Annotated in this window: 14 protein-coding genes; 6 read left to right on the forward strand and 8 right to left on the reverse strand. The window is 49.5% G+C overall.

Annotated elements, in window-relative coordinates; genetic code table 11:
- Positions 1-22: 22 nt before the first annotated feature.
- The gene (locus tag BK816_RS04070) at positions 23-1273 is read right to left on the reverse strand and encodes an ABC transporter substrate-binding protein (RefSeq protein ID WP_071164038.1); all 1251 of its coding nucleotides are present in this window, start codon (positions 1271-1273) and stop codon (positions 23-25) included.
- A gap of 151 nt (positions 1274-1424) precedes the next feature.
- Between BK816_RS04070 and BK816_RS04075 the strand changes: the two genes are divergently transcribed.
- On the forward strand, positions 1425-2561 hold the full coding sequence (locus BK816_RS04075; protein ID WP_071164039.1) for an ROK family protein: 1137 nt from the start codon (positions 1425-1427) through the stop codon (positions 2559-2561).
- A 77-nt stretch (positions 2562-2638) separates the two neighbouring features.
- Here BK816_RS04075 and BK816_RS04080 read toward each other — a convergent pair whose 3' ends face one another.
- Positions 2639-5920 carry a glycoside hydrolase family 2 gene (locus tag BK816_RS04080; RefSeq protein ID WP_071164040.1) on the reverse strand — a complete coding sequence of 1094 codons (3282 nt, stop codon included), beginning with the start codon at positions 5918-5920 and terminating at the stop codon, positions 2639-2641.
- Between the two features lie 190 nt (positions 5921-6110).
- On the opposite strand from BK816_RS04080, the gene BK816_RS04085 reads away from it, so the two are divergent.
- Positions 6111-8564 (forward strand): MMPL family transporter, encoded by a 2454-nt coding sequence (locus BK816_RS04085; RefSeq protein ID WP_170299663.1) that lies wholly within the window; start codon positions 6111-6113, stop codon positions 8562-8564.
- A gap of 207 nt (positions 8565-8771) precedes the next feature.
- Here BK816_RS04085 and BK816_RS04090 read toward each other — a convergent pair whose 3' ends face one another.
- A complete protein-coding gene (locus tag BK816_RS04090; protein ID WP_071164042.1) occupies positions 8772-8969 on the reverse strand; it encodes a CstA-like transporter-associated (seleno)protein in 198 nt (65 codons plus the stop codon).
- Positions 8966-11296, reverse strand: a complete 2331-nt coding sequence (locus BK816_RS04095; protein ID WP_236842356.1) for a carbon starvation CstA family protein — start codon at positions 11294-11296, stop codon at positions 8966-8968. The genes BK816_RS04090 and BK816_RS04095 overlap by 4 nt, the downstream gene beginning before the upstream one ends.
- A gap of 380 nt (positions 11297-11676) precedes the next feature.
- Between BK816_RS04095 and BK816_RS04100 the strand changes: the two genes are divergently transcribed.
- Positions 11677-12429 (forward strand): nitroreductase family protein, encoded by a 753-nt coding sequence (locus tag BK816_RS04100; protein WP_071164923.1) that lies wholly within the window; start codon positions 11677-11679, stop codon positions 12427-12429.
- 133 nt (positions 12430-12562) lie between these two features.
- Here BK816_RS04100 and BK816_RS04105 read toward each other — a convergent pair whose 3' ends face one another.
- On the reverse strand, positions 12563-13630 hold the full coding sequence (locus BK816_RS04105; protein WP_071164043.1) for an ADP-ribosylglycohydrolase family protein: 1068 nt from the start codon (positions 13628-13630) through the stop codon (positions 12563-12565).
- A gap of 348 nt (positions 13631-13978) precedes the next feature.
- Here BK816_RS04105 and rpsA point away from each other — a divergent pair, with 348 nt between their 5' ends.
- A complete protein-coding gene (gene rpsA, locus BK816_RS04110) occupies positions 13979-15448 on the forward strand; it encodes a 30S ribosomal protein S1 (RefSeq protein WP_071164044.1) in 1470 nt (489 codons plus the stop codon).
- 155 nt (positions 15449-15603) lie between these two features.
- Here the strand turns inward: rpsA and BK816_RS04115 are convergent, their stop codons facing one another.
- Genes BK816_RS04115 through BK816_RS04125 form a run of 3 tightly spaced genes read right to left on the reverse strand, consistent with a single transcriptional unit; the run spans position 15604 to position 17840 of the window.
- Positions 15604-16176, reverse strand: a complete 573-nt coding sequence (locus BK816_RS04115; RefSeq protein ID WP_071164045.1) for a hypothetical protein — start codon at positions 16174-16176, stop codon at positions 15604-15606.
- The gene (locus BK816_RS04120; protein ID WP_156981989.1) at positions 16166-17131 is read right to left on the reverse strand and encodes a hypothetical protein; all 966 of its coding nucleotides are present in this window, start codon (positions 17129-17131) and stop codon (positions 16166-16168) included. The genes BK816_RS04115 and BK816_RS04120 overlap by 11 nt, the downstream gene beginning before the upstream one ends.
- Complete coding sequence (locus BK816_RS04125; RefSeq protein ID WP_156981990.1) at positions 17103-17840, reverse strand: hypothetical protein; 738 nt, start codon at positions 17838-17840, stop codon at positions 17103-17105. The genes BK816_RS04120 and BK816_RS04125 overlap by 29 nt, the downstream gene beginning before the upstream one ends.
- A 276-nt stretch (positions 17841-18116) precedes the next feature.
- On the opposite strand from BK816_RS04125, the gene BK816_RS04130 reads away from it, so the two are divergent.
- On the forward strand, positions 18117-20726 hold the full coding sequence (locus tag BK816_RS04130) for a glycoside hydrolase family 3 N-terminal domain-containing protein (protein ID WP_071164048.1): 2610 nt from the start codon (positions 18117-18119) through the stop codon (positions 20724-20726).
- Positions 20727-20936: 210 nt separating this feature from the next.
- Complete coding sequence (gene coaE, locus BK816_RS04135; protein ID WP_083379064.1) at positions 20937-21614, forward strand: dephospho-CoA kinase; 678 nt, start codon at positions 20937-20939, stop codon at positions 21612-21614.
- Positions 21615-21847 lie beyond the last annotated feature (233 nt).

A 21847-nucleotide genomic window follows, 5' to 3' on the forward strand; every position in this document is an offset into this window, starting at 1 on the left:
TCATGCTAAAGCGAGTAGGTCATCACTTGCTGAGGATCTTGTTGCCTTCAGCGGCTGCGTCCTTCATGGCCTGCTCAGGAGACTTAGCTCCAGCAAGCATGGACTGCAAGTTCTTGTAGAGAACCTGGTAGGTGCCAACCGAACGAGGAACGACTGGCAAGGTGTGCAAGGCATCTTTGTCTTCGGTGTAGACCTTTGCGAATTCATCGTTAGGATCGCCCTTTTCATCCTTACCGACTGGGAAGAATGGAGCCTTGGTGTGGAACTTAGCCATCTGGTCACCCTGGGTTAGGTAATCCATAAACTTGTAGCAGAGGTCCTTGTCCTGGCAACCCTTGAATAGAACCAAGGAGTTCGAGGCGAAGAAGGTACCGCGTTGCTTATCCTTGAGGGAAACGATGTAGCCGTAATCGATGTTCGATTCCTTCCAGAGGGAAGCCTTAGCCGAGTTTTCGAAGATGAAAGCGGACTTGCCATTCTGGAACGACTTACGAGCCGATTCGGTGGTTGCACCGGTTGAAGTGGAATCTAGGACGCCCTTGTCTAGCAAGGTCTTGAGGTAAGTTGCGGCCTTGATAACTTCAGGGGAGTCAAATTCGGTCTTCTTGCCGTCTTCAGCGAAGAGGCGGCCACCGGCCTGCCAAATGAATGGGAAGAAGTTGGAGTTCATGACGCCGCGGGACTTATCAGCAAAATCGGAGATCCAAGGAGCAATGCCTGCACCCTTGAGCTTTTCGCCAACTGCCACAAAGTCATCCCAAGTTTCTGGCAACTTGTCAACGCCAGCCTTGGCTAGGAGCGCCTTGTTGTAGAACATAACGCGAGCACCGCCAACCAACAAAGGTAGAGCGTACTGCTTGCCATCAACGACGCCATTGTCCAAGAACAATAGGTTCTTCTTCTGGTCTTCAGTTACGAAGCTATCGAGAGGTTCGATCTGAGCCTTTTCAATGTAGTCACCCATCATTTCTGGGTACATGAAGCCAACGTCAGGGCCCTTGCCTGAGGTAACGCCGGTGAGGAACTTGGTCTCGTAATCCGACCAAGGAACGATGGTGACGTTTACCTTAACGTTGTTTTCTTTTTCGAACTTCTGGGAGATTTCCTGCCATAGCTGCTTGTCCTGGTTGTCATTAGCTAGGGTAGGCATCCAAAGTTCGATCTTGTCCATCTTGCCGCCGCCGGCTTCCGAGTTGTTATCACTCGAGCCGCAGGCTGCCAAGGCGCCCGATGCTAGGGCAAGAGACATGACCAGTGCGATCTTTCGCTTCATTGCGACACTCCTTGTGTGCGGGAACAAAAGTTCCTGAAATATTGTCGTGGTTGACGTTGGGGTGAAGTGTTTTGTAACACCCTTGCAAATCATTATAGACAGCGCTCTAGAAAAGTGACAACACGAATCAAAAGAGTGTATTCTTTATAACGTGCCTTCAAATAATTCACATGAGACGATCATCGGTGTTCGTCGCACCAATACTAGGGCAGTACTGGCCTGTTTACAAGAAAAAGGGGACTTCCAGTCCCTTGAAGAGTTAGCTCGTGAGACGAATCTTTCACGGCCAACGGTCACCCAAGTTTTACGTTCGCTATGTGACACAGGTCTTGTAGAACGTAGTTTAGGAACTACCAAGTCTTTTGGTGGTCGTCCGCCTAAACTCTTTAGGATCAAGTCGGAACATCATGCCACTTTGATTCTCCGCCTAACTTTGTGGGAAGTAATGGGCTTCTTGCAGGATGCCACAGGACGGACAATTGCAGAGGCTTCTCTTCCTTACGAGGAAATGTCTCAAGCTGGTGACGTTTTAATAGAACTTGCGAAACAACTCGTAGCGCAAAAGCCAGAAGGGGTTCCGCTAGCCCGAACTGTGGTGGTAGTGATTGGCGTCGTGCGTGACGGTAAGTGGATTCGTTCCCGTAATTATCCTGATCTGATTGGGGGCAAACTTGAAGAACAGTTGAGCCCAGTCGTGGAGTGCCCCTTGGTAATCGCTAATGATGCGAAGCTAGCTGGATACGCCGCTCACCGATTGCTGCCGGAAGATGCCCCAGACTCCATTGTTGGTGTTCATATTTCGGAAGCTATTGGTTGCTCGCTTGTTATGAATGGCCAAGTGGTAGAAGGCGCCCATGGCGCGGCCGGGGAAGTAGGCACTGATCGCCAAAATGGTTGGTGGGAAGCAGAACTTTTGCTACGTGATGCCACCACCAAACGAGGTATCAATAATCGTGAGTTGTTCATTTTGGCCGGTGAAGGTGAGGAATGGGCGCAAGATGTGGTAGCTAAAGCTGCCGGTCAAATTGCTCGTGGTCTCGTTCCGATCGTTTTAGGATTTGATCCAGCGCAAGTAGTGATCATGGGGGCAATCGAGGACTGTGGCAATATTGCGGTCGACGCCATGAGTGCAGTCTTTAACCGTATTGTTCCATTCCCTCCAGAAGTAATCATGCTGGCGAACTCCGCTAGTTGTGTCCATGATGGCGCACGCATGGTTGCATTCAAGAAAGAAACCGACGATATTTTCAAAGCCATTATGGCTTCAAAAGCTAAAAACGGGAAATAATCGTCAGCAATACTTAAAAGTTTGGCCCCCTCATGATCAAGGGGGCCAAACTTTTTGTTAGTTTCCTGATACTACTATCAGTCGATGGTTAAGGTGAAGGCAATTCGCATGTTGCGGGCGAAAGCAGTGACACCAGGACGGACACCAGGTCCACACGAACGTGTGCCAATACCTTGCTGAAGGGCATCGAGGTAAAGGTGTAGACGATCGGATTCTGGTAGTTCCCAATCATGCTGGGCAAGGGTTAGCTCTTCGGGAGTCCAACGGCAAACGCTAAAGCCCGGAAGCTGGTCTTGATAGCCGCGTTCAAAATTGAAGGTGAAAGTTTGTTTTTCTGATTTCAGAATTAGTTCTCGAGTATCAAGACGCAAGCCAGCTTCTTGTGGGAAGATTCTTAGCCCCCACAAGTCCTTCGCTGCAGCTTGGTAGTGACCTACCACTGTGCCTGCCTGCATATCTGAATAGCACTCATTGGGACCTTGGCCGAGCCAAGCTGCCTCCCAACCAAGTTCGGGCAATTCTAGATGCAGTCCAATCCTAGGCAATGAGTTTGGCCAGGGACCAAATGGGGCCACCTCTGTTTCCACATGAACTTGGTCGGAATCGGACAAGGTGTAGGTTGTCAGATAGTCCAATCCAAACTGGTATTCACGCGGAGCGATTCGCCAACGAGTACGCAACGCGATAGTGGAGACAGTTCCGTTTTCGTTTACCTGCTTGGCTGGAACATATTCCAAAGAAACCAGCCGGGTCATGGTCTTGTCTTGGCATTTAGCTTGCCACTTATCGGCCTCGGACTGACTCCAAAGACCGGTGCCGCCACCGAGATCGACAGTGGGATCAGTTTCGGCATAATCCTGTGGCCCGTGGCCCGAGTCGTTGTCGGTAGGTGCACGCCAAAGCTGTGGCAAAATTCCTTCAGCTTCCACCTCGCCAAGCTGCACCAGACGCCCATTACGCGCATTAAAAGTAAGAGGCCCAAGGACTAACTTGTCGCCCAAATCCGAAGTGAAAGGCTGGAAAGTAAGCGGTAGCTCTTTCGCCCAGCCGGTCTTACCAAGCGACCAACGTCCTCGGCCAGCATCTGCAGAGGAAAACTCTAGTTGCGCCACGTGCATTGTCCGACCGCCAGAATATGGAGCGCCAACTAAGAGCTCGGGGCCAGATGTCGGGGCCTGATAGCTGTAGCGTCCGTCTGGATCTACCACTGTGGTGGTCAGCCAACATTCGCTCGCTTGGCCCATGGCGCTTTCGCATGCTTGTTCCCAAGCCAGCTTTAGCTCCGGGATCTCAACTTCAAATTGGCCATTTTGTGCCGGCAAATCAACCTGACCAGTGGCCATTTCTTCAGTTGGAGAGAAAATGCGCCAAACTACTTTAAAACCTTCACATGTTCGGGCATTCCAGCGGGCATGAATGGGAAGCCTGCCGGCAAGAACAGTTTCTGTATTCAAAGGTGAAACCTGGACTGGGGCTACCAAATTCGCCCAGTTTGATAAACCGGCCGATGGTCGCGAAAGAGCGTCAATCATGCCGTCACAGACGAAGTTGTAATCGTGGTTTACTTCGCCAAAGTCGCCACCGTAGGCCAGTCCTGTTTGACCTGGTAGCTGACGCACAAGCGAGTGATCACGCCATTCCCACACAAAACCGCCAAGGTGTCGAGGGTGATCCATCTGAGCAATATATGCCTCAACTCCACCGGGACCTGTTCCCATGGCGTGAACGTACTCGGTTAGCAAATAAGGCATTGTGCGCACATGAGCCGCCTGCGGAACAGTAGCATTGGACGCCTGATGGTTCTTAAAAGCAACTGGTCCGCGACCATTAAGGATGGTATCGACTTCCTCTAAAGAGGGGTACATGCGGGAATAAGTGTCAGAGTAGAGGCCTCCGCGGTCGGCTTCATAATGAACCAATCGTCGAGGATCGCGACCTTTTACCCAGCGCGCCATCGCAGCCAAATTCTGGCCGGTAAAAGATTCATTTCCTAGAGACCACATGATCACAGCAGGGGAGTTCTTATCTCGTTCAACCGTACGGCGAGCACGTGACACGAAGGCTTGCTGCCAGCGCAGATCGTCACTAGGGTTGCCGCGCCACTGGGTGAATTCGAAGCCATGGGTCTCAAGGTCGCATTCAAGTACCGTCCAAAAGCCCATTTCATCGCAAAGATCTAGGAACCTAGGATGGGGCGGATAGTGACTCGTGCGAATTGCGTTGACATTGAAGGACTTCATTAGTTTGAGGTCCTCGTGCGAGAATTCATGATCGTAGACTCGTCCAGCTTCAGCTCTGACCTCGTGGCGGTTCATACCGTAAAGAGTCAGCGGATTGTCATTGACAAAAACTGTGCCATCGATCAGCTCAATTCGGCGGAAACCGGTTTTAAGCTCCCAAGTTTCGGCAGCATTTTCTATCTTGACTTGGTATAGCGTTGGGATTTCCGCACTCCAAGGTTCTACCTGTCCAAGCTCGAATTCGTAGCTAGCGGTTACGGTCTCAATCCCCGCATTTTCACTCGAACGTGCCGGATTCTTAGGTGCTTCAAGTACCCCTGCGAAATCTAGTTCTGGCAAAGAAATATTTACTGGGAAGGCAGCAAGCGCGGCGCGCACTTCTAGCCGTAACTTACCTTGATAGGTGTTAGCGTCGTAGTCGGTTTCGACCCAAACATCTTCAATACCGAGGGCGGGACGTGCTAGCAGGGTGACATCCCGATAGATACCGGGCAGCCACCACTGGTCTTGGTCCTCAATGTAGGAGGCGATTGACCACTGGTGTACTTGGACGGTCAGTTGGTTTTCGCCCTCGGTGAGGAAATCGGTGACGTCGAATTCGGTAGCTAGTCGGGAACCTTGGGTGATGCCAACGAGTTGACCGTTTAGGAAGACGACTCCTTGGGACTCGATGCCGTCGAAGCGGAGGTAGGTGCGGCCATTTTCGCCTGCCCAGTTTTTCCCTTGAGCGTTATCAGGCAGGGTGAAGGTGCGACGGTATGTGCCGGTTGGATTCTCGTCAGGAACTGCCGGTGGGTCAACTGGGAAGGGGAAACGAACATTGGTGTATGCCGGTAGTCCGTATTTGCCGTCTTGTCCCAGCACCCAGTGCGAGGGAACAGGAATTCGATCCCATGACGAGTCATCCAAATTGGGGTCAGCGAGTCCTCCAGCTTGTGCTAAGGATTCGAGTTCGGGTGCGGTTGCCTGGACGTATTCTGGGGTAAAGCTAAAGGCCCATTCGCCATTCAAATCTAGTTTAGGAGCGTTCGAACGGGGGTATGAACGAGGGGCTACTAGTGACCCAAGTCCATCTTGGTAAGTGCCATCAACATCGATTAAAGCATTGTTTAGAAACATGGTTGCAATTCTAGGGGATAGATTGCCAAATAGCTAATTGTTTGGGGTTTTTCGGGGCGAAATTCTTGTGGGGACCGTTGCGCGTTTTTGCACTTTCTCGGTCAGTCTTCACAAGCACTATAATTAGAATATGTTCGGGCGCTTAGGACAGTTTGCAAGTAATCATCCCGGACGACTCATAGTTGTCTGGTTGGTTTTGCTTGCGCTTAGCGCCGGTGCTCTCTTAGGAGGATTTGGACAAGGTGGTCTATTTGCTCGTTTAGATACCCAAATGGGACGTACCCCAAACACCCAGTCAGCTGAAGTTAGCAGCATTCTTGCCGGGAAAGGGCATCGAGAAAATGTCCTACTGGTAGTGCAGTCAGTTCCAATAGCATCGAATCTTAATGACCTGAGGAAACGAACCGACAATTTTGAATCTGTTTTAAAGCAGATATCAACAGTTAAACAAGTTGAGCAACCACTCGATGGTTTGGCTAAAGAAAGAGAACTTCAGGACTTAGCTAAAAGAACCGAGGACGGTTTGCGTACTTTGCAAAACCTCAAAAAAGATTTGGAAGATAAACAGGAGTTGCTCAAACAAGGGCAGAAGTCTCCTGAGCAACAAAAACGCTTTGAGGCCCTGCCCTCGGGTGAACAGGTGCGTCTGCTAAAAGAAATGCGTGAGCAAGAAGCTAAGTTGGCAGCGGGTTTAGCGAAAGTAGAGCAGCAACTATTATCGGTTAAATCAGAGAAAAGAAAACTTGATGAGGGACTTAAAGAGCTACAAGACGGGATTGGAATACTTCTAGCTAAGGACGGAAAAGGCTTTGTGATCAGTGTTGAGCTGGAAGCAAAATCAGCAGAGGAATTGTCCGAGGCCGTAACTGGGGTTGAGCGAGCAGCTAAACAGTTTGAAAATGGATTGAAATCATTAGACTCACACGCTGAAGTCGGTATTTTATCGGCACAAATCGTGGGTAACGAAATAACTGAACTATCCAAGGCAGATCTTGCTCAAGGGGAAATGGTTTCGATGCCAGTTGCCTTGATCCTTCTGGTCCTTGTCTTTGGAGGATTATTGGCCGCTTTGCTACCACTGCTAGGGGCAAGCGCGGCTATCGTCCTCGGACTAGCTGGGGTTTGGGTGCTGACGTTCGTGATGGACGTTAATAGCTTTGTCTTGAATGTAATTACTATCATCGGCTTAGCTCTTTCGATTGATTATGGACTTTTGATCGTTTCTCGTTTTCGAGAAGAGGTAGATCATCTTTGTGCCAAAGAATCATTGGACGCTAACCGGCTTAATGCTTCGCAGTCTAAGAAGATTACTGAGCAGGCCTTGGGAGTAGCTCTCGGCCAGGCTGGAAGAACTGTCTTATTTTCGGCTTTAACTATTGCTTTTTCGATTGCAGGCCTTTTTGTTTTCCCCACTACAGTTTTGCGGATCATTGCCTTCGGCGGGGTTGTCGTTACGCTTGCTGCAGTTGCGGCATCCTTAACCTTAGTTCCCGCCCTTTTGAGTTTGTTCTCAAACTATTTAGTCAAACCGCCGATAGTGAAACGACTTTTTGGGCGCAAGGCAGTCTCTGCGACTCTAGAAGCAGAGTTTCATGGCGAAAGGGGAGTTTTTGCGTCGCTTGCTCGGTTAGTACAAGCTAAACCAGTGGTTTGGACTGTTGCCCTTACTCTGCTTTTGGCTACGATGGCACTGCCTTTATTCGGCATGCATACCAGAACTAATTTGATGGCTTATTTGTCGGTAGATTCGCCTGCAGGGAAGGTACATCAAGTCGTTTCTGAGCAGTATCCGAAGCTTGCCGATCCGCCAATCACCATTTTGTCGGAAGCAAAAGGTGAACAATTAGAACAACAGTTAAAGACATTTGAAAAACGTCAAGAAGTAGATCTTGTTTGGAAAGTTCCAGTTTTTGATAATGACCGGTATACCCAAATCAACTTAAGTTTAAAATCTGCTTTGAAGGATAACCCGCAACTTGAGCAGGAAGCACTAGCAGAGTTGCGCCATGATTATCCGGATTTGTTAATTGGGGGGCCGATCGCTTTCCAATACGACTTCACGCAGAGTTTAAAAGCGGGCTTCCCTTGGGCGTTATTAATAGTAGTTACGGCAGTTTTCGTCTTACTATTTGCCATGACCGGTTCGATTCTGGTTCCTTTGAAAGCATTGATCCTAAATGGCTTGTCTTTAGCCGCCTCATTGGGATTAACCGCTTGGCTATTTAGTCAAGGCTGGTTTGGACTGCCACAAGTGGATTCCCTGGAAACATTTATCGTGGCTTGTTCTTTAGCTTTTGGGTTTGGGCTATCGATGGACTATGAAGTCTTTCTCGTGGCTCGAATTAAGGAGTACTGGGATTCGCTAGGTGATAATGATGCGGCTGTTTCTCAGGGATTGCAGCGTTCAGGAAGAATAATTACTTCGGCGGCAGCAATTATTGTGGCCGTGTTCGTGGGGTTTGTAACGGGTCAGATGCTTCCAATCAAACAAATCGGGGTTGCCTTAGCCATTATGGTTATTACTGACGCTACTGTGGTTCGAATGCTTTTGGTACCAGCGACAATGACTTTGCTCGGTAAGTGGAATTGGTGGGCACCAGAACCTCTGGTTCGTTTACATCAGAAAATTGAGCTGAAAGATTAGTTCGCTTGCTTTAGCTGATTAAACTTTTTTCTCGCTTTTCAGCCGGGGGTAACAACTGTCATTTGTGGGGGATCGTGCTAGACAGTATTTTCAAAACATTTTTGGTAGCAAGCGGTGTGGATTAATCTTGGATATAGATGGTCATAAAGATTAAAAGGTGTCCCGACAAAGCTGGGCTTTGTCGGGACACCTTTGACTAACTAGCAACTAGCAGCAGCGCATTCCAGGAGATTTCTCCTCCCGATCGCACTTGTCACGCCAGAAGGTTTTTTCATCCATGGGTTCGTGACCAGTGTGCTCGCACCAACGAACGTATTTTTCGTAGGCGTCTGCACCAACTACGCCTCGCACGTACCAACGGACATTGCGGTAGGCAGTTTGCAGTTTGCTAGATACTTTTTTCATGCTTTGGCGCTTTCTTTAGCGAGTTCTGCATGGTGGGAGTTTTCTAGGTCAAGTTCTGGGTGCTTGGCGTAGAACTCTTCCCACTGCTTGACGAGAATCTTTTCGTCTGGGTTGGCACCCATGCCCGAAGGAGCATACATGCGAGAGTCGACGTAAGGATCTTCGGTATCGATTAGGTTCTTGCCTTGCAAAGCCTGAACTGTACGGATGCAAGCAACAATCATCACGATGAGAGCACAAACCACGAAGAGAATCGATAGTGAACCCTGGATGGCAGTGTTCTTGACGACGGTGTTCATGGCTTCCACACTCTTAGCGGCGCCTAGCTCGGTCTTACCGGCGGCTAGTGCATCCTTGTAACGGAAGTGGTTAGCCCAGTAACCGATCTTGGGATCAGCTGAGAAGATCTTCAAGTAGGAACCGTAAACGGTGATGATGGCAGTGAATACCATTGGGATGAAGATAATGAGTAGCTTCCAGGTGTAGCCCTTGCGCGCGAAGACCACCAAACAAATCGAGAGCGCAACTGCAGCTAGTAGCTGGTTAGCGATGCCGAATAGTGGGAAGAGAGTATTGATACCACCAAGTGGGTCGTAAACGCCCATTAGGAGAATCGAGCCCCAACCAGCCACCATGAGTAGGGTGGTGATCCAAGAACCTAGGGTCCAGGAGTGGTCCTTCATGCGGGGGATAAAGTTGCCGAGGGCGTCCGAGAGCATGAAACGGGCAACACGGGTACCAGCGTCCACCGAGGTAAGAATGAAGAGAGCTTCAAACATAATGGCGAAGTGGTACCAGAAGCTCATCATGGACTGGCCACCGAAAATCTGGTGCATGATGGTTGCTAGACCGACTGCCAAGGTGGGGGCACCACCGGTACGGGAAACGACGGAGGTTTCACCAACTAGGCGAGCGGTTTCAGTGAGGGTTTCTGGCTGGAGGTTTACCCCAGTCAAACCAAGCTGGTTTACGAAAGCAACCGCGCCCTCGACCGTACCCTGAGTAGCGGCGATGGGGGAGTTCATGGCGTAGTAGATGCCCTGGTCAACCGAAACTGCGGCGACCAAAGCCATGATGGCTACGAAGGATTCCATCAACATGCCACCGTAACCGATAAGGCGTGCTTGAGATTCCTTTTCGATCAGCTTTGGAGTGGTACCAGAGGAAATCGTGGCGTGGAAGCCAGACAAAGCACCACAAGCAATCGTGACGAATAGGAATGGGAAGATGGTACCCGAGAAGACTGGGCCATTGCCGGCAGTAGCGAAGTGGGTAACGGCTGGGACGGTGATTACTGGACGAACCACAATGATGGCGAGAGCCAACATGGTGATAACGCCAACCTTCATGAAGGTGGATAGGTAGTCACGTGGGGCTAGTAGCATCCAGACTGGCAAGATGGCGGCGGTGGCGCCGTAAATGATAATGACCCAAGCCAAGAACGGACGACCTAGGTGGAGCGCAGTTGAGAGCGAGGAGTTTTCAATCCAGCCACCGGAGATGATGGCGAGTAGCAAGAGGACGATACCGATCATAGAAACTTCCATGACCTTGCCTGGGCGAATGTAGCGGAGGTAGAAGCCCATGAACAAGGCGATCGGAATGGTTAGGCCTACTGACCAAACACCCCAAGAGGAAGCTGCTAGGGAGTTAACTACTACCATTGCCAAGATGGCAACGATGATAAGCATGATGGAGAGGGTGGCAACCAATGCCGCGATACCGCCAACAGTGCCGAGTTCGTCCTTTGCCATCTGACCGAGTGAACGGCCGCCGCGACGCATCGAAATAACGAGGACGAGGTAGTCCTGGACAGCGCCAGCAAAAATAACACCAACGATAATCCAGATAGTACCTGGGAGATAGCCCATCTGAGCAGCCAATACTGGGCCGACTAGTGGGCCAGCGCCGGCGATAGCGGCGAAGTGGTGCCCGTAAAGGATGCGGCGGTCGGTGGGAACAAAGTCGCGACCGTTGTAGTCATATTCTGCTGGGGTAGCGCGCTTGTCATCAGGCTTTACGAATTTATCCTGAATGTACTTGGCGTAGAAGCGGTATGCGATTAGGTAGGAACCTACCGCAGCGAAAACGAACCAAATGCCGTTTACGGTTTCACCTCGGGCAATGGCGGTAAACCACCAGCCGGATGCTGCGATTAGAGAAATGATTGCCCAAATAGCAATCTTCTTTGGGTTCCAACGATCGTTGCGAGCTTTTGCTTCTTCGCTGAGCTCGACTGGAGGCATCTCCGCAAGTGTTTCGGCAGAAATACCCGTGCCGTGGTTATGGGTCTGTTGAATATCAGACTCTTCTGGCTTTGAGTTCATTTTGACCTCTCTGTCATAGTCGGTACGTGGCTGTAACAATTTAAAGGATCTTAATTAAAAATGTGAGACCTAATAGACATAATAGGGGGCTAGGTGAGATATCGCACTAGGTAAGGCATGGCTAAGTTTCAGTTGGTGCCTGCTTAGGTCCTATTTTGCAAATTGAATCTAAATCTGTCGCGGTTTTTTGCCGCTTTTTCTCTGGATCTGTAAACTGTTTTTGTTCGCGTCATCTATTCATAGGAGTCTTAGAAATGACAAAAACAGTAAACGAGTCGGTAAATCCTCAGCGTGATGAGTTAAAAAATGGGGGAGTAGTCTCTCAGTCATTGGAAGTCGATGCGCCAACTCAGGCACTTTCTCAGGCTCCCCAGGCTCCGATTATGAACCCGATGATTGAGGCGCAACTGGCTCATCGTTCAATTCGTGCTTATAGTCAGTCTAAGTTGACAGCTGAACAGCTAAAAACTTTATTGACGGTGGCTCGCCATGGAGCTACAAGTGCTTATCAGCAACAGACCACGATTATTCACGTTACCGATCCCAAGGTGCGTGAACAGATTTATCAAGCCTCGGGTCAGCCGTATGTGGGCGGTGACCGTGGGGAGTTGTTCCTCTTTATAGCTGATTTGTATCGTAACGCTAAGATTCGTGAGGAAGCTGGGGTTGATATCGAAGACCTTGCCAGAATGAATCTTTTCCTGCAGGCCTGCCAGGATACTTTGATTGCGGCTCAAAATATGGTGGCCGCAGCTGAATCCTTGGGATTGGGTACTGTTTATTTGGGCTCGATTACTGCTGATCCTCGTTTGGTAATCGAGGCGTTAAAGTTGCCTCGACTGACCTACCCATTGGTTGGTTTGCTAGTTGGGGAGCCGGAACAGAGCCCACAATTTAAGCCCCGCTTACCTCAAAGCATTGTGGTGTCAGAGAATGCTTACCCAGATTTTGAGAATTTCCATGAAGCGCTTGCCGAGTACGATGCGGTGGTACAGCAATACTACGATCTGCGGGACACCACAAAAACAATTGGTACCTTTACTTCGCGCATTGAAAAGCTTTTGGGTAAAGGTGCCGCAGATCAGTCACCAGTTCTAGAGATTCTGCACGAGCAAGGACTTGGACTGAAATAGGCTGTGCTTTTTGTATGAGCTAGTTAGTCTCTAAAATTTCGTTGTCGCCGGCTCTGTTTTGGTTTTTAGAGCCGGCGACACTGGTTTTTAGTAACTTTTTTAGTAACTTCTGTGCTACCTGCTTGCTACTGGTTTATTTTCTGAGCGTTAGCACTCTTTCGACCGCTTCCACAAGTTCTTTTTGGTAGCGTGGTTCGAATCTGTTTAGGAAATCATTTCCGAGGGCGTTTAAGCCGTTGAGGCAACCGACGAAGGCACCTCCAACGGCAGCTAAACTGTCTGAGTCGCCGCTGGTGTGGACTAGTGAGCGGATGGCTTCGATGGGCTGGTCGGCGTAAAGTGTACTGGCTGCCAGGGCTGTGGCGTAGAGTTGTTCGGCAACCCAACCCGCCCCAAAGATGGCGGATAGATCTTGGTTGTTGTATTTCGTTTTTGCTTCAGGATCGTTTAATAGCTTTTCCGCATTTTTAACGGTCGTGATGAATTCTGCCTGCTCCTCAGGTGAAGGTCCTGCTAGCTGCTTGGCTACTTCAAGCACTTTTTGGGTTACGTCTTTTGAAGTCTCTAGCCACCATTGTGTTTGGCTCTTAGGGGAGGGGTTTTCGGGATGCTTTTCGACCTCGGCCATGATTCTGTGGACCATGAGGGCGCCTTGAGCAGCGCTAAGGTGGGCGGCGAGATGGTTATGTGTAGTTTGGGATTGGATAAATGCCAGAGTGATTGTTAGGTTCTCGCTCCAGTTTAGTAAACCGATCCATGGTGCCCTCATGATGGTGCCGCAACCTTTGGAATGATTGTCGAGGGCGCCCTCGACTCCGGTTAGATCTGGCAAATTGTGTGCGCGATGTTTCTCCCAGTTGATCAGAGAATCGGTAACGGTAATACCTGGGGCACGGAGGGAGGTGTTGTCAGGGTCGTTTAAATAGATGAGAAATTCATCTGCGAAGATTTTGCGTGCTTTTGTGATGGCATCGTCGTGATGTTCATTCAGTTGGTCGAGCAGGCCTGGGGTCTTGACGATTTTTTCTATGGCAGTGAGCACGTAGAGGCTCATTTGGGTGTCATCGGTGATGATTAGCTCTGGAGGAATTTCTAGTTGGTCTTCATCGATAAAATCGTAGTTGGAGAATTCGGTTTCTCGTCCCCAAGCATCTCCAAGTGCCAATCCGTAGATACCACCTGCTATGTGATTCTCTAGCATTTTTCCTCCTATTATTTATCGAACTAAAACCTCTAATGTGTTAGTTGAAAATTTATCCTAATCTGTTGCTAACTTCGTCTTGGATTGAAGAACTCTGAGCATTTCTCTATCTTTGTAGAAGGCTTAAGTAATGAGGCGGATTTCTTCCTTTAATATGTGTATGGCATTTTGCTAGATTGTGGACGACTGACAGCAATTTTTAGGTTGTGTTTCACGGGCTTTTTGGCGTGCAATATCAAAGAAAACGTGTAGAATAGCCTATGGTGTGCGCTTATTGAAGACTGACAATAGGTAATCACCACCAAGAATTGTCCATACTAGATCAGTCACTTTCGGAGTCTATTTTTTATGACCACCACCTCGCAGCAGCCGGGCACCCCGCAGGTTGCCATTAACGACATTGGTTCCAAAGAGGACCTAATTGCCGCCATCGACGCCACCATCAAGTACTTTAATGACGGTGACATTGTTGAAGGCACCATCGTCAAGGTCGACCATGATGAGGTCCTCCTAGACATCGGTTACAAGACCGAAGGGGTAATCCTATCCCGCGAATTGTCCATCAAGCACGACGTTGCACCTGAAGACGTTGTCAAGGTGGGCGACACCATTGAAGCCTTGGTTCTCCAGAAGGAAGACAAAGAAGGCCGTTTGCTGCTGTCCAAGAAGCGTGCACAGTACGAGCGCGCTTGGGGCGCAATCGAAAAGGTCAAGGAAGAAGACGGCGTCGTTCGCGGTTCCGTCATCGAGGTTGTCAAGGGCGGTTTGATCCTAGACATCGGTTTGCGTGGCTTCTTGCCTGCTTCCTTGGTTGAAATGCGTCGCGTCCGTGACCTACAGCCTTACATTGGTCGTGAACTCGAAGCCAAGATCATCGAACTCGACAAGAACCGCAACAACGTTGTGCTTTCGCGTCGTAGCTGGCTCGAGCAGACTCAGTCTGAAGTTCGTTCCCACTTCCTCAACACCTTGCAGAAGGGCCAGGTTCGTTCCGGCGTGGTCTCCTCGATCGTTAACTTCGGTGCGTTCGTTGACCTCGGTGGCGTTGACGGCCTAGTTCACGTTTCTGAACTTTCCTGGAAGCACATCGATCACCCAGGTGAAGTTGTTGAAGTTGGTCAGGAAGTTACCGTTGAGGTTCTTGATGTGGATATGGATCGCGAACGCGTTTCCTTGTCCCTCAAGGCAACTCAGGAAGATCCATGGCAGACCTTCGCACGTACCCACGCCATTGGCCAGGTTGTTCCTGGCAAGGTCACCAAGTTGGTTCCTTTCGGTGCGTTCGTGCATGTTGAAGATGGCATTGAAGGCCTCGTTCACATCTCCGAATTGGCTCAGCGTCACGTTGAGGTTCCGGAACAGGTTGTTAAGGTGGGTGACCCAGTATTCGTTAAGGTCATCGATATCGACTTGGATCGTCGTCGCATCTCCCTCTCCCTCAAGCAGGCTAACGAGGGCGTTGACCCCAACGCTGAAGAGTTCGATCCTTCGTTGTACGGCATGACCGCCGAATACGATGAGAACGGCAACTACAAGTACCCAGAGGGCTTCGACCCAGAGACCAACGAATGGCTCGAAGGTTACGACGAGCAGCGTGAAGCTTGGGAAGCACAGTACGCTGCTGCTCAGGCTCGCTGGGAAGCTCACAAGGCTCAGGTAGCTGCTGCTGCTGAAGCTGACCGTGAGTCCAACGCTGCCGCTGCTGCTCAGACCGAAGAAGCTCCTGCTTCCTACTCTTCCGCTCCGGAAGAAATGGGTGGCACCTTGGCTTCTGATGAAGCTCTTGCTGCTTTGCGCGAGAAGCTCACCAACAACTGAGTATCTTAAGCATTTCGATTAGCAGATTTTTCTGCTAGTTGGACTTAAGGGCCTCTCAAACCGAAAGGTTTGAGAGGCCCTTTGCTTCTTATGTGTACATTGTCATGGTGACTAGGTAGTGAACTTACTGCGTAGGTCGTGGTTTCGCTTGGTAGTTATTGGCTGATTTGTTTTTGATAGTAAGTGTTTTGTATGCTCGCACGTCTATCAGATTGTGCTTGTTGCAGGAGTTTGTGTCGGCGATAGTATAAGTTTAGCCAAGCAGGGGTAGTAAGAAATATGGCTACTAGCTCCCCATAGAAAACAAGGTTTATTAGATATTCTTGTTCATTCGGTAGTACTCCAACTGCTATTAGGGTGGCCAAGCTGCTTGCAAGGTAGACGGCAGGGTAGTGCAGAAGGCTGCTTTTTGTTTCTTTTACGAGCAGATTTTTGCTGACTGTCCAAGTGTTTAGAAATACTAGAATGGCTGCTCCAATAGCTATTGCCCCAGTTTTTAGGATGAAACTGTTGTCGCTTGGAGACGGTAGTTTTTGTATTTCAATTAAGATCAGTGTAAAGAGTAATCCGATGGTGGCGAAGGTAATAAGTGAGGCAGATAGAGCAAACCAGATGAGAGTAATGATTCGACGTGGATGAAGCTTTTGCTGGTTGCTGTTTTCCGCGCGTTGATTTTGCTGGTCAACTGAACTAATTACGTTTTGGGTTTTTGGTGAGCTAGTGTCCATTCGCTTCCTCCGCATCATCAGTTAGTTGGTATTTATAGTTTTTTACTGTTTGGATCTTGCTTTTTTCACTGGTGGTCACTAGCCCAGGTAAAGGTTTTACCGATCCGCTGGTCGGGTCGGTGTAAGTGCCTTCCCATTTGGTAGTAAGTACCGCGGTATATTTTCCTTCTTTTCGATATTTTCGATGGAACTTTCCTTTTAACCCCTCAGGCCACGGTTTTGGTAGGGAAGATTGAACCAGTTTTGGCCCACCATCACCGAAATCAGCAATAAACTTAACTGCTTTAAGGTTCACGGTGATGTTGTGACCATCAAGGTTTACTTTTATCGTCTGTTTGTCGCTAGTGGCAGAGATGATCGCATCCTTTGAAGTTATGTGGCGCCCATCAGGTTCGATAACCATGTGCGCTTTCGACGCATTAGCTACTTTTTCCTTAAGTAATGCGGTGTTTACGCGGTAAACGGCTGGGGGACTAAAGGCAGGAAGTGAACTTCTATTGGCGGTTGTTTTGGGATACAACAAATGGTACAAATCGGTGCAGTTTTTACCCGAAACAACTTCAGACTTTAATTCGTAAAAAGCACGACGTTCGAGTGCTCGTTGTCGGCCCTGGCGATACGCATTCTCCATGAATCGGCCAGTATGAGACTCATAATTTGGACGATAATTATAGATGCCGCAGTCCAAACGCCAAGCCGGATCAGGAGCGGTTGAGGTGTTCCTAGCAGTCGGTTTTGTTGAAATGGGAGGTGTCCGGTTGTCTGACTTATTAAAGGAGCGGCTGACGGTATGTTTTGAAAGGCGAATTCGTATTCGATCATTCTTGACATTTGTGGTGTAGTCATCGTACCCGAATGCAACCAATGAATTGGGAAGTGTAAAAACTGGTACTAAGAATAGTGCAATAATGCTTAAGGCAATTCTTTTATTGTGATAGTTGCTTTGAGGCTGCATCGTTTATCGTAAATCCATTTTGCTTGTTGTTATCCAGCTCGAAAACAAAAAGTCTGTCGTGCGACTTTTTGGAAACGATTTTTTGATTTTCTTTCGATGTTTTTTCAGGCATCTTGGTTTCAACGGTAACAATCGGTTTTTCTTTCACAGAAGAATCGATCTCACAGTTAGTTGCCTTAGGCTTTGTAGCGAGCCTATCCCAGCCACCTTCGACTCGGTCCTTTACAAATCCATCTTCGAATACTTTGCATGACTCACATTGTGGGTTTTCTAGACTTCTTAAGAGGTCTAGATTATTTGTGTTAAATGTAAAACCATATACAGTTAAATAAAACTCTGCGAAGTCGCATGGGGCGTTTGGATTCTTAGGATCGTCGATTTCGGCCGGCATTTTGGGTGGACCAGCTAATACCCATTGTGGTAGGGGTGGGGCGTCTTTGGGCTGTTCTGGGATTTGATACTTAGCTACTGCTGCTTCATACCGTTGCCGTAAAGACGAGTCCGCCTTCTCAGTAGTGCTCGTGCCGTCTGGCGTCGGTTTTGCACCCAAATTACTATCGCTAGTTTGTAACGACACTGTAGGAGTTGTCGGAACCTCATTGTTAGACCCCGAAGTTGTTTCGGAACTGGTGCAGCCTCCAAGGCTAAACGACAAGGTAACAAGGATGGCTAAAGGTTGCCACAACACACTTGACTTCAAACCAGACATAAAACAACCTCTCAACTAGCTTTTATTTTTAAACTGAAAATAAGATAACTTATTTCTCCTTGGTTGTGCATGTCACACGCGGTTGGTTGTGGATAAAATCGACTTCTTTTCAAACTTACAGAAAATCTGGTCAGCGCAAACGTTCCAGAATTGAGTAGAAGCTAAGTAATAACTGGCTAAAACAAAGAGAAAAACCGTTGTTGTGATGTGCTAGACTGAAAATTCTTGAGGCATTCTCAAGGATTTGACCGACGACGCGAAGGAGCGACCACAGTCATGAAAAAACCATCCAGAATCGTAAAAGCGACCCTAGCCACCGGTGTAGCTGGTGCGCTGGTTGCCAGTATGGGGATAGGCAGCGTAGCATTCGCCGCTGACAAAACCCCGGAACCAGCCCCAACCGATAACGCCGAAGCAAAAGCGGAAGAGATTCTCAAGACACTAACCCTTGATGAGAAACTCGGCCAGCTAATTTGGACCCACGTTTATGGGGCAAACGCTAACGAAGTGACCGAAGAACAACAGAAGAAAAATCAAAACGTTTTCGGTCAAGACGTTAAAACTCCAGCCGAGGCCGTCAAAAAGTGGAACCTTGGTGGTGTCCTATACTTCAACTGGTCAGGCAACATTGGTAGCCCAGCCGACCTCGAACAAATAGCCACCCTTTCCAACGGTCTGCAAGATGCTGCGAAAGCAACCGGGAAAAAGATCCCACTAGCAATCTCAGTTGACCAAGAAGGTGGCATCGTGGCACGACTACGCCACTCGATTACCGATTTCCCAGGCAACATGGCACTTGGAGCAACCCGCAGCGAAGAACTCGCCAAAAAACAAGCCGAAATCAACGGCCGCGAACTACGCTCGGTTGGCATCAACGTCGACTTCGCTCCCACAGTAGACGTCAACACCAACCCGCAAAACCCAGTAATTGGGGTTCGCTCATACAGCTCAAACCCTGAACTAGTATCCCTACTTGGGGCCGCCCAAATCACCGGGTATCAAAGCCAAGGTGTTTCGGCCACGGCCAAGCACTTCCCAGGACACGGAGACACCTCCACCGACTCGCACAGCTCACTTCCCGTTGTGGCCTACGGTCAAGAAACCCTTGACGAACACCTCAAACCTTTCAAGGCCGCAATCGATGCCGGCGTTGACATGATCATGACTGCACACGTGATTGTGAACGCAGTCGACCCAGACCAACCTGCCACTCTCTCCAAGAAGGTCCTAACTGACCTACTTCGTGACAAGATGGGATTCAAGGGGATCATCACCACTGACGCCATTGACATGGAAGGTGCCCAGCTCGCAGTCATGAGCGAACAAGAAAAGAAGGACTACGAAAACTGGAAGTGTAAAGGCACCACCAGCTTCAACGGGGGAGAAAACACCGCTCCCGACAAGGCAGAAGCCTGCGTAGACCTAATGAAGAAGATACGTTCCCGCGTCACAGTACAAGCCGTCAAAGCAGGATCCGATATCGTTCTAAATACCTACGATGTCGAAGCCTCCTTCAATGGCCTCAAAAACGCCCTCAAGGATGGCACCCTCACTCAAAAGCATATTGACGATTCCGTCAAACGAGTCCTCACCTGGAAGGCACGCCGTGGCGTCCTCGACCAGAAAAATGTCAAACCAGACGAAGTTACCCAACATGTGCGGACCGCGGCAGACCAATTTGTGGCCAGCCAGGTAGACAGCAAGATGGTGACCCTAGTCAAGAACGACAACAACATCCTTCCGCTAAAGGCCGGACAAAAAGTCCTCGTCACAGGTTCCACCTACGGCAACCCCGAGAAACTACAGCCGAAACTAGACGCCCTAGGATTTGAAACCAAGTTCGAAACTACAGCGAAGCTCAACCCAACCGAGGCCGAAATTGCTGCTCAAGTAAAGGCGGCCCAGGATGTAGATGCCATCATCTACACCAGCTTCAAAGCCTACAACCAGCCCGAGCAAGCCGAAGCCGTGAAACAGTTGGCTGCCACCGGTAAACCCGTCATTGTGGTCGCAACCTCGGTACCATACGACTCGGCCGCCCTACCAAGCGCAGTCGCAGTACTCAACGTTTACGGCAACCAGGACCCCAACCATGACGGTGCCGCCCGCGCCCTAGCTGGGGTAATCAACCCAACCGGCCAGCTCCCCGTAGCAGTGCCCGCACTCGCAGACGTGCCCGGCTCCAAAGCCCTCCCATACGGTTATGGGCTTAGCTACTCGTCACGAAACATTGTGATCCCACCACGCCATGCTGAAAAGCCAGCCGGTGACATCTTCAAAGATGTCACGTCTGACAGCGCCTTTGCCGGAGAAATTAACTTCCTCAAAGAACTTGGCGTCACCACCGGCTGGGCTGACGGTACCTTCCGGCCTCTACAGCCAATCACCCGTGAAGCCATGGCGGCCTTCCTCGCCCGCATCGTCAGGTCACACCTAAACGAAGATGGGAAAGAAAAACTTGACGAAATGGTGTCCAAAGAAAAAACCTTCACTGACACCAAGGGCAACCCATTCGAAAAGGACATCATGGCAATCAGGGCACTAGGTCTAACCACAGGTTGGGCCGACGGCACTTACCGGCCACTCGCACATATCAACCGTGACGCTATGGCCGCAATGCTACAGCGCACCTGCCAGATCGACACCAACCTACTCGTCGAAAACATCTGCTCCAGCGCGGTCTCAAACCTGAAACCAATCGAAAAAGCAGATCAAGTATTCGTCGACGTGCCAGCCGACAGCCTATTCGCCAAGCACATCCAGTGGGCCAAGACTGCCGGTATCACCACCGGTTGGGCAGATCTAACTTACCGTCCACTAGAACCAATCAGCCGTGAAGCCATGGCTGCCTTCCTCTACCGCCTACAAAACAACATCGTTAAGTAACCCGGTAGAAACAACCTCCTCGGCGCACCTAGCAACCTGTTAGGTGCGCCGAGGCCTATTCGCGCACAATAGAGGCAGCAAAACGCCGCCAAAAACAAAACAAAAGCGAAACGACTAGCCTATTTGTCAATCCCCCTAAGTCAACCAAGACAGGCCAGAAGCACAAACACTAAAATAGAGACAACATTGACCACCCCCAAAGGTAAAAGCATGCTAAGCGAACAAGACAGCTGGGCCCGTCGGTTAACCCAAAATGCCCAAAAGCCATCATCCCAACAGGCAAAAACCATCGGCCTAACAGGTGGAATCGGCAGCGGTAAAAGCACCTTCGCCAAAGCATTCCTAGCGGCACAACCGAACTGGACGCTAGTTGACGCCGACCAAATCTCGCGGGCGCTCACTGCACCTGGGGGAGAAGCACTCCCCGCTATCGCCCAAACATTCGGTGAAATACTCATCATCGACGGTCAACTCGACCGGGCCGCCCTCGCCCAAGCAATCTTCACCAACCCCGAACAGAAAAACGCCCTCGAAAACATTCTGCACCCACTCATCCGCGCACAAACCGAACAACAAATCCAGCAAGCACACCAGAGGGGACAACACGTCCTGCTTGACGTCCCGCTCATGTTTGAGACTGGATACGATGACCTATGCACCCAAATCATCACCATCACCGCACCAATCGACACCAGAATCAAGCGACTACAAGAACGGGGGATTACTCCCTCAGATGCGCAAAAAAGAATACAAGCACAACTAGCTGATGAAGCAAAGCTCGCGCGTTCTCACTGGCAAGTCAACAATGGTGGAAAAATAGAAAGCCTTGAAAACAATGCCTCATATCTGAGCAAACTGTTAGCTCACGCCACAAGCGATAAAAAATGAAAAACCTCGTCTATCTAATAGCTGGAAGCATAGCCCTGGCCATAGTCACCTTTAGCTTCACGCAATTACGAAACTACTTACTTGGTGACCAATCAGTCAGACATCACCAGATTGTGATCTACGAAGACCACGTTGAAGTTGATGGCGTAATCCAAAAATAGAGCGAAAAACCTAAGCTAAGATAGAAACTAACCGAGGACGAAAACCTCGCAAGCAACTAACAGTTAGCAAAG

Origin of the sequence: Boudabousia tangfeifanii (assembly GCF_001856685.1) — a bacterium.
Classification (GTDB): Bacteria; Actinomycetota; Actinomycetes; order Actinomycetales; family Actinomycetaceae; genus Boudabousia; species Boudabousia tangfeifanii.

What these genes read in the sequence shown, in the direction of transcription:
- BK816_RS04070 (WP_071164038.1), bottom strand. Translation starts at nt 1,273, where the DNA reads ATGAAGCGAAAGATCGCACTGGTCATGTCTCTTGCCCTAGCATCGGGC.
- BK816_RS04080 (WP_071164040.1), bottom strand. Translation starts at nt 5,920, where the DNA reads ATGTTTCTAAACAATGCTTTAATCGATGTTGATGGCACTTACCAAGAT.
- BK816_RS04090 (WP_071164042.1), bottom strand. Translation starts at nt 8,969, where the DNA reads ATGAAAAAAGTATCTAGCAAACTGCAAACTGCCTACCGCAATGTCCGT.
- BK816_RS04095 (WP_236842356.1), bottom strand. Translation starts at nt 11,296, where the DNA reads ATGAACTCAAAGCCAGAAGAGTCTGATATTCAACAGACCCATAACCAC.
- BK816_RS04105 (WP_071164043.1), bottom strand. Translation starts at nt 13,630, where the DNA reads ATGCTAGAGAATCACATAGCAGGTGGTATCTACGGATTGGCACTTGGA.
- rpsA (WP_071164044.1), top strand. Translation starts at nt 13,979, where the DNA reads ATGACCACCACCTCGCAGCAGCCGGGCACCCCGCAGGTTGCCATTAAC.
- BK816_RS04115 (WP_071164045.1), bottom strand. Translation starts at nt 16,176, where the DNA reads ATGGACACTAGCTCACCAAAAACCCAAAACGTAATTAGTTCAGTTGAC.
- BK816_RS04120 (WP_156981989.1), bottom strand. Translation starts at nt 17,131, where the DNA reads ATGCAGCCTCAAAGCAACTATCACAATAAAAGAATTGCCTTAAGCATT.
- BK816_RS04125 (WP_156981990.1), bottom strand. Translation starts at nt 17,840, where the DNA reads ATGTCTGGTTTGAAGTCAAGTGTGTTGTGGCAACCTTTAGCCATCCTT.
- BK816_RS04130 (WP_071164048.1), top strand. Translation starts at nt 18,117, where the DNA reads ATGAAAAAACCATCCAGAATCGTAAAAGCGACCCTAGCCACCGGTGTA.
- coaE (WP_083379064.1), top strand. Translation starts at nt 20,937, where the DNA reads ATGCTAAGCGAACAAGACAGCTGGGCCCGTCGGTTAACCCAAAATGCC.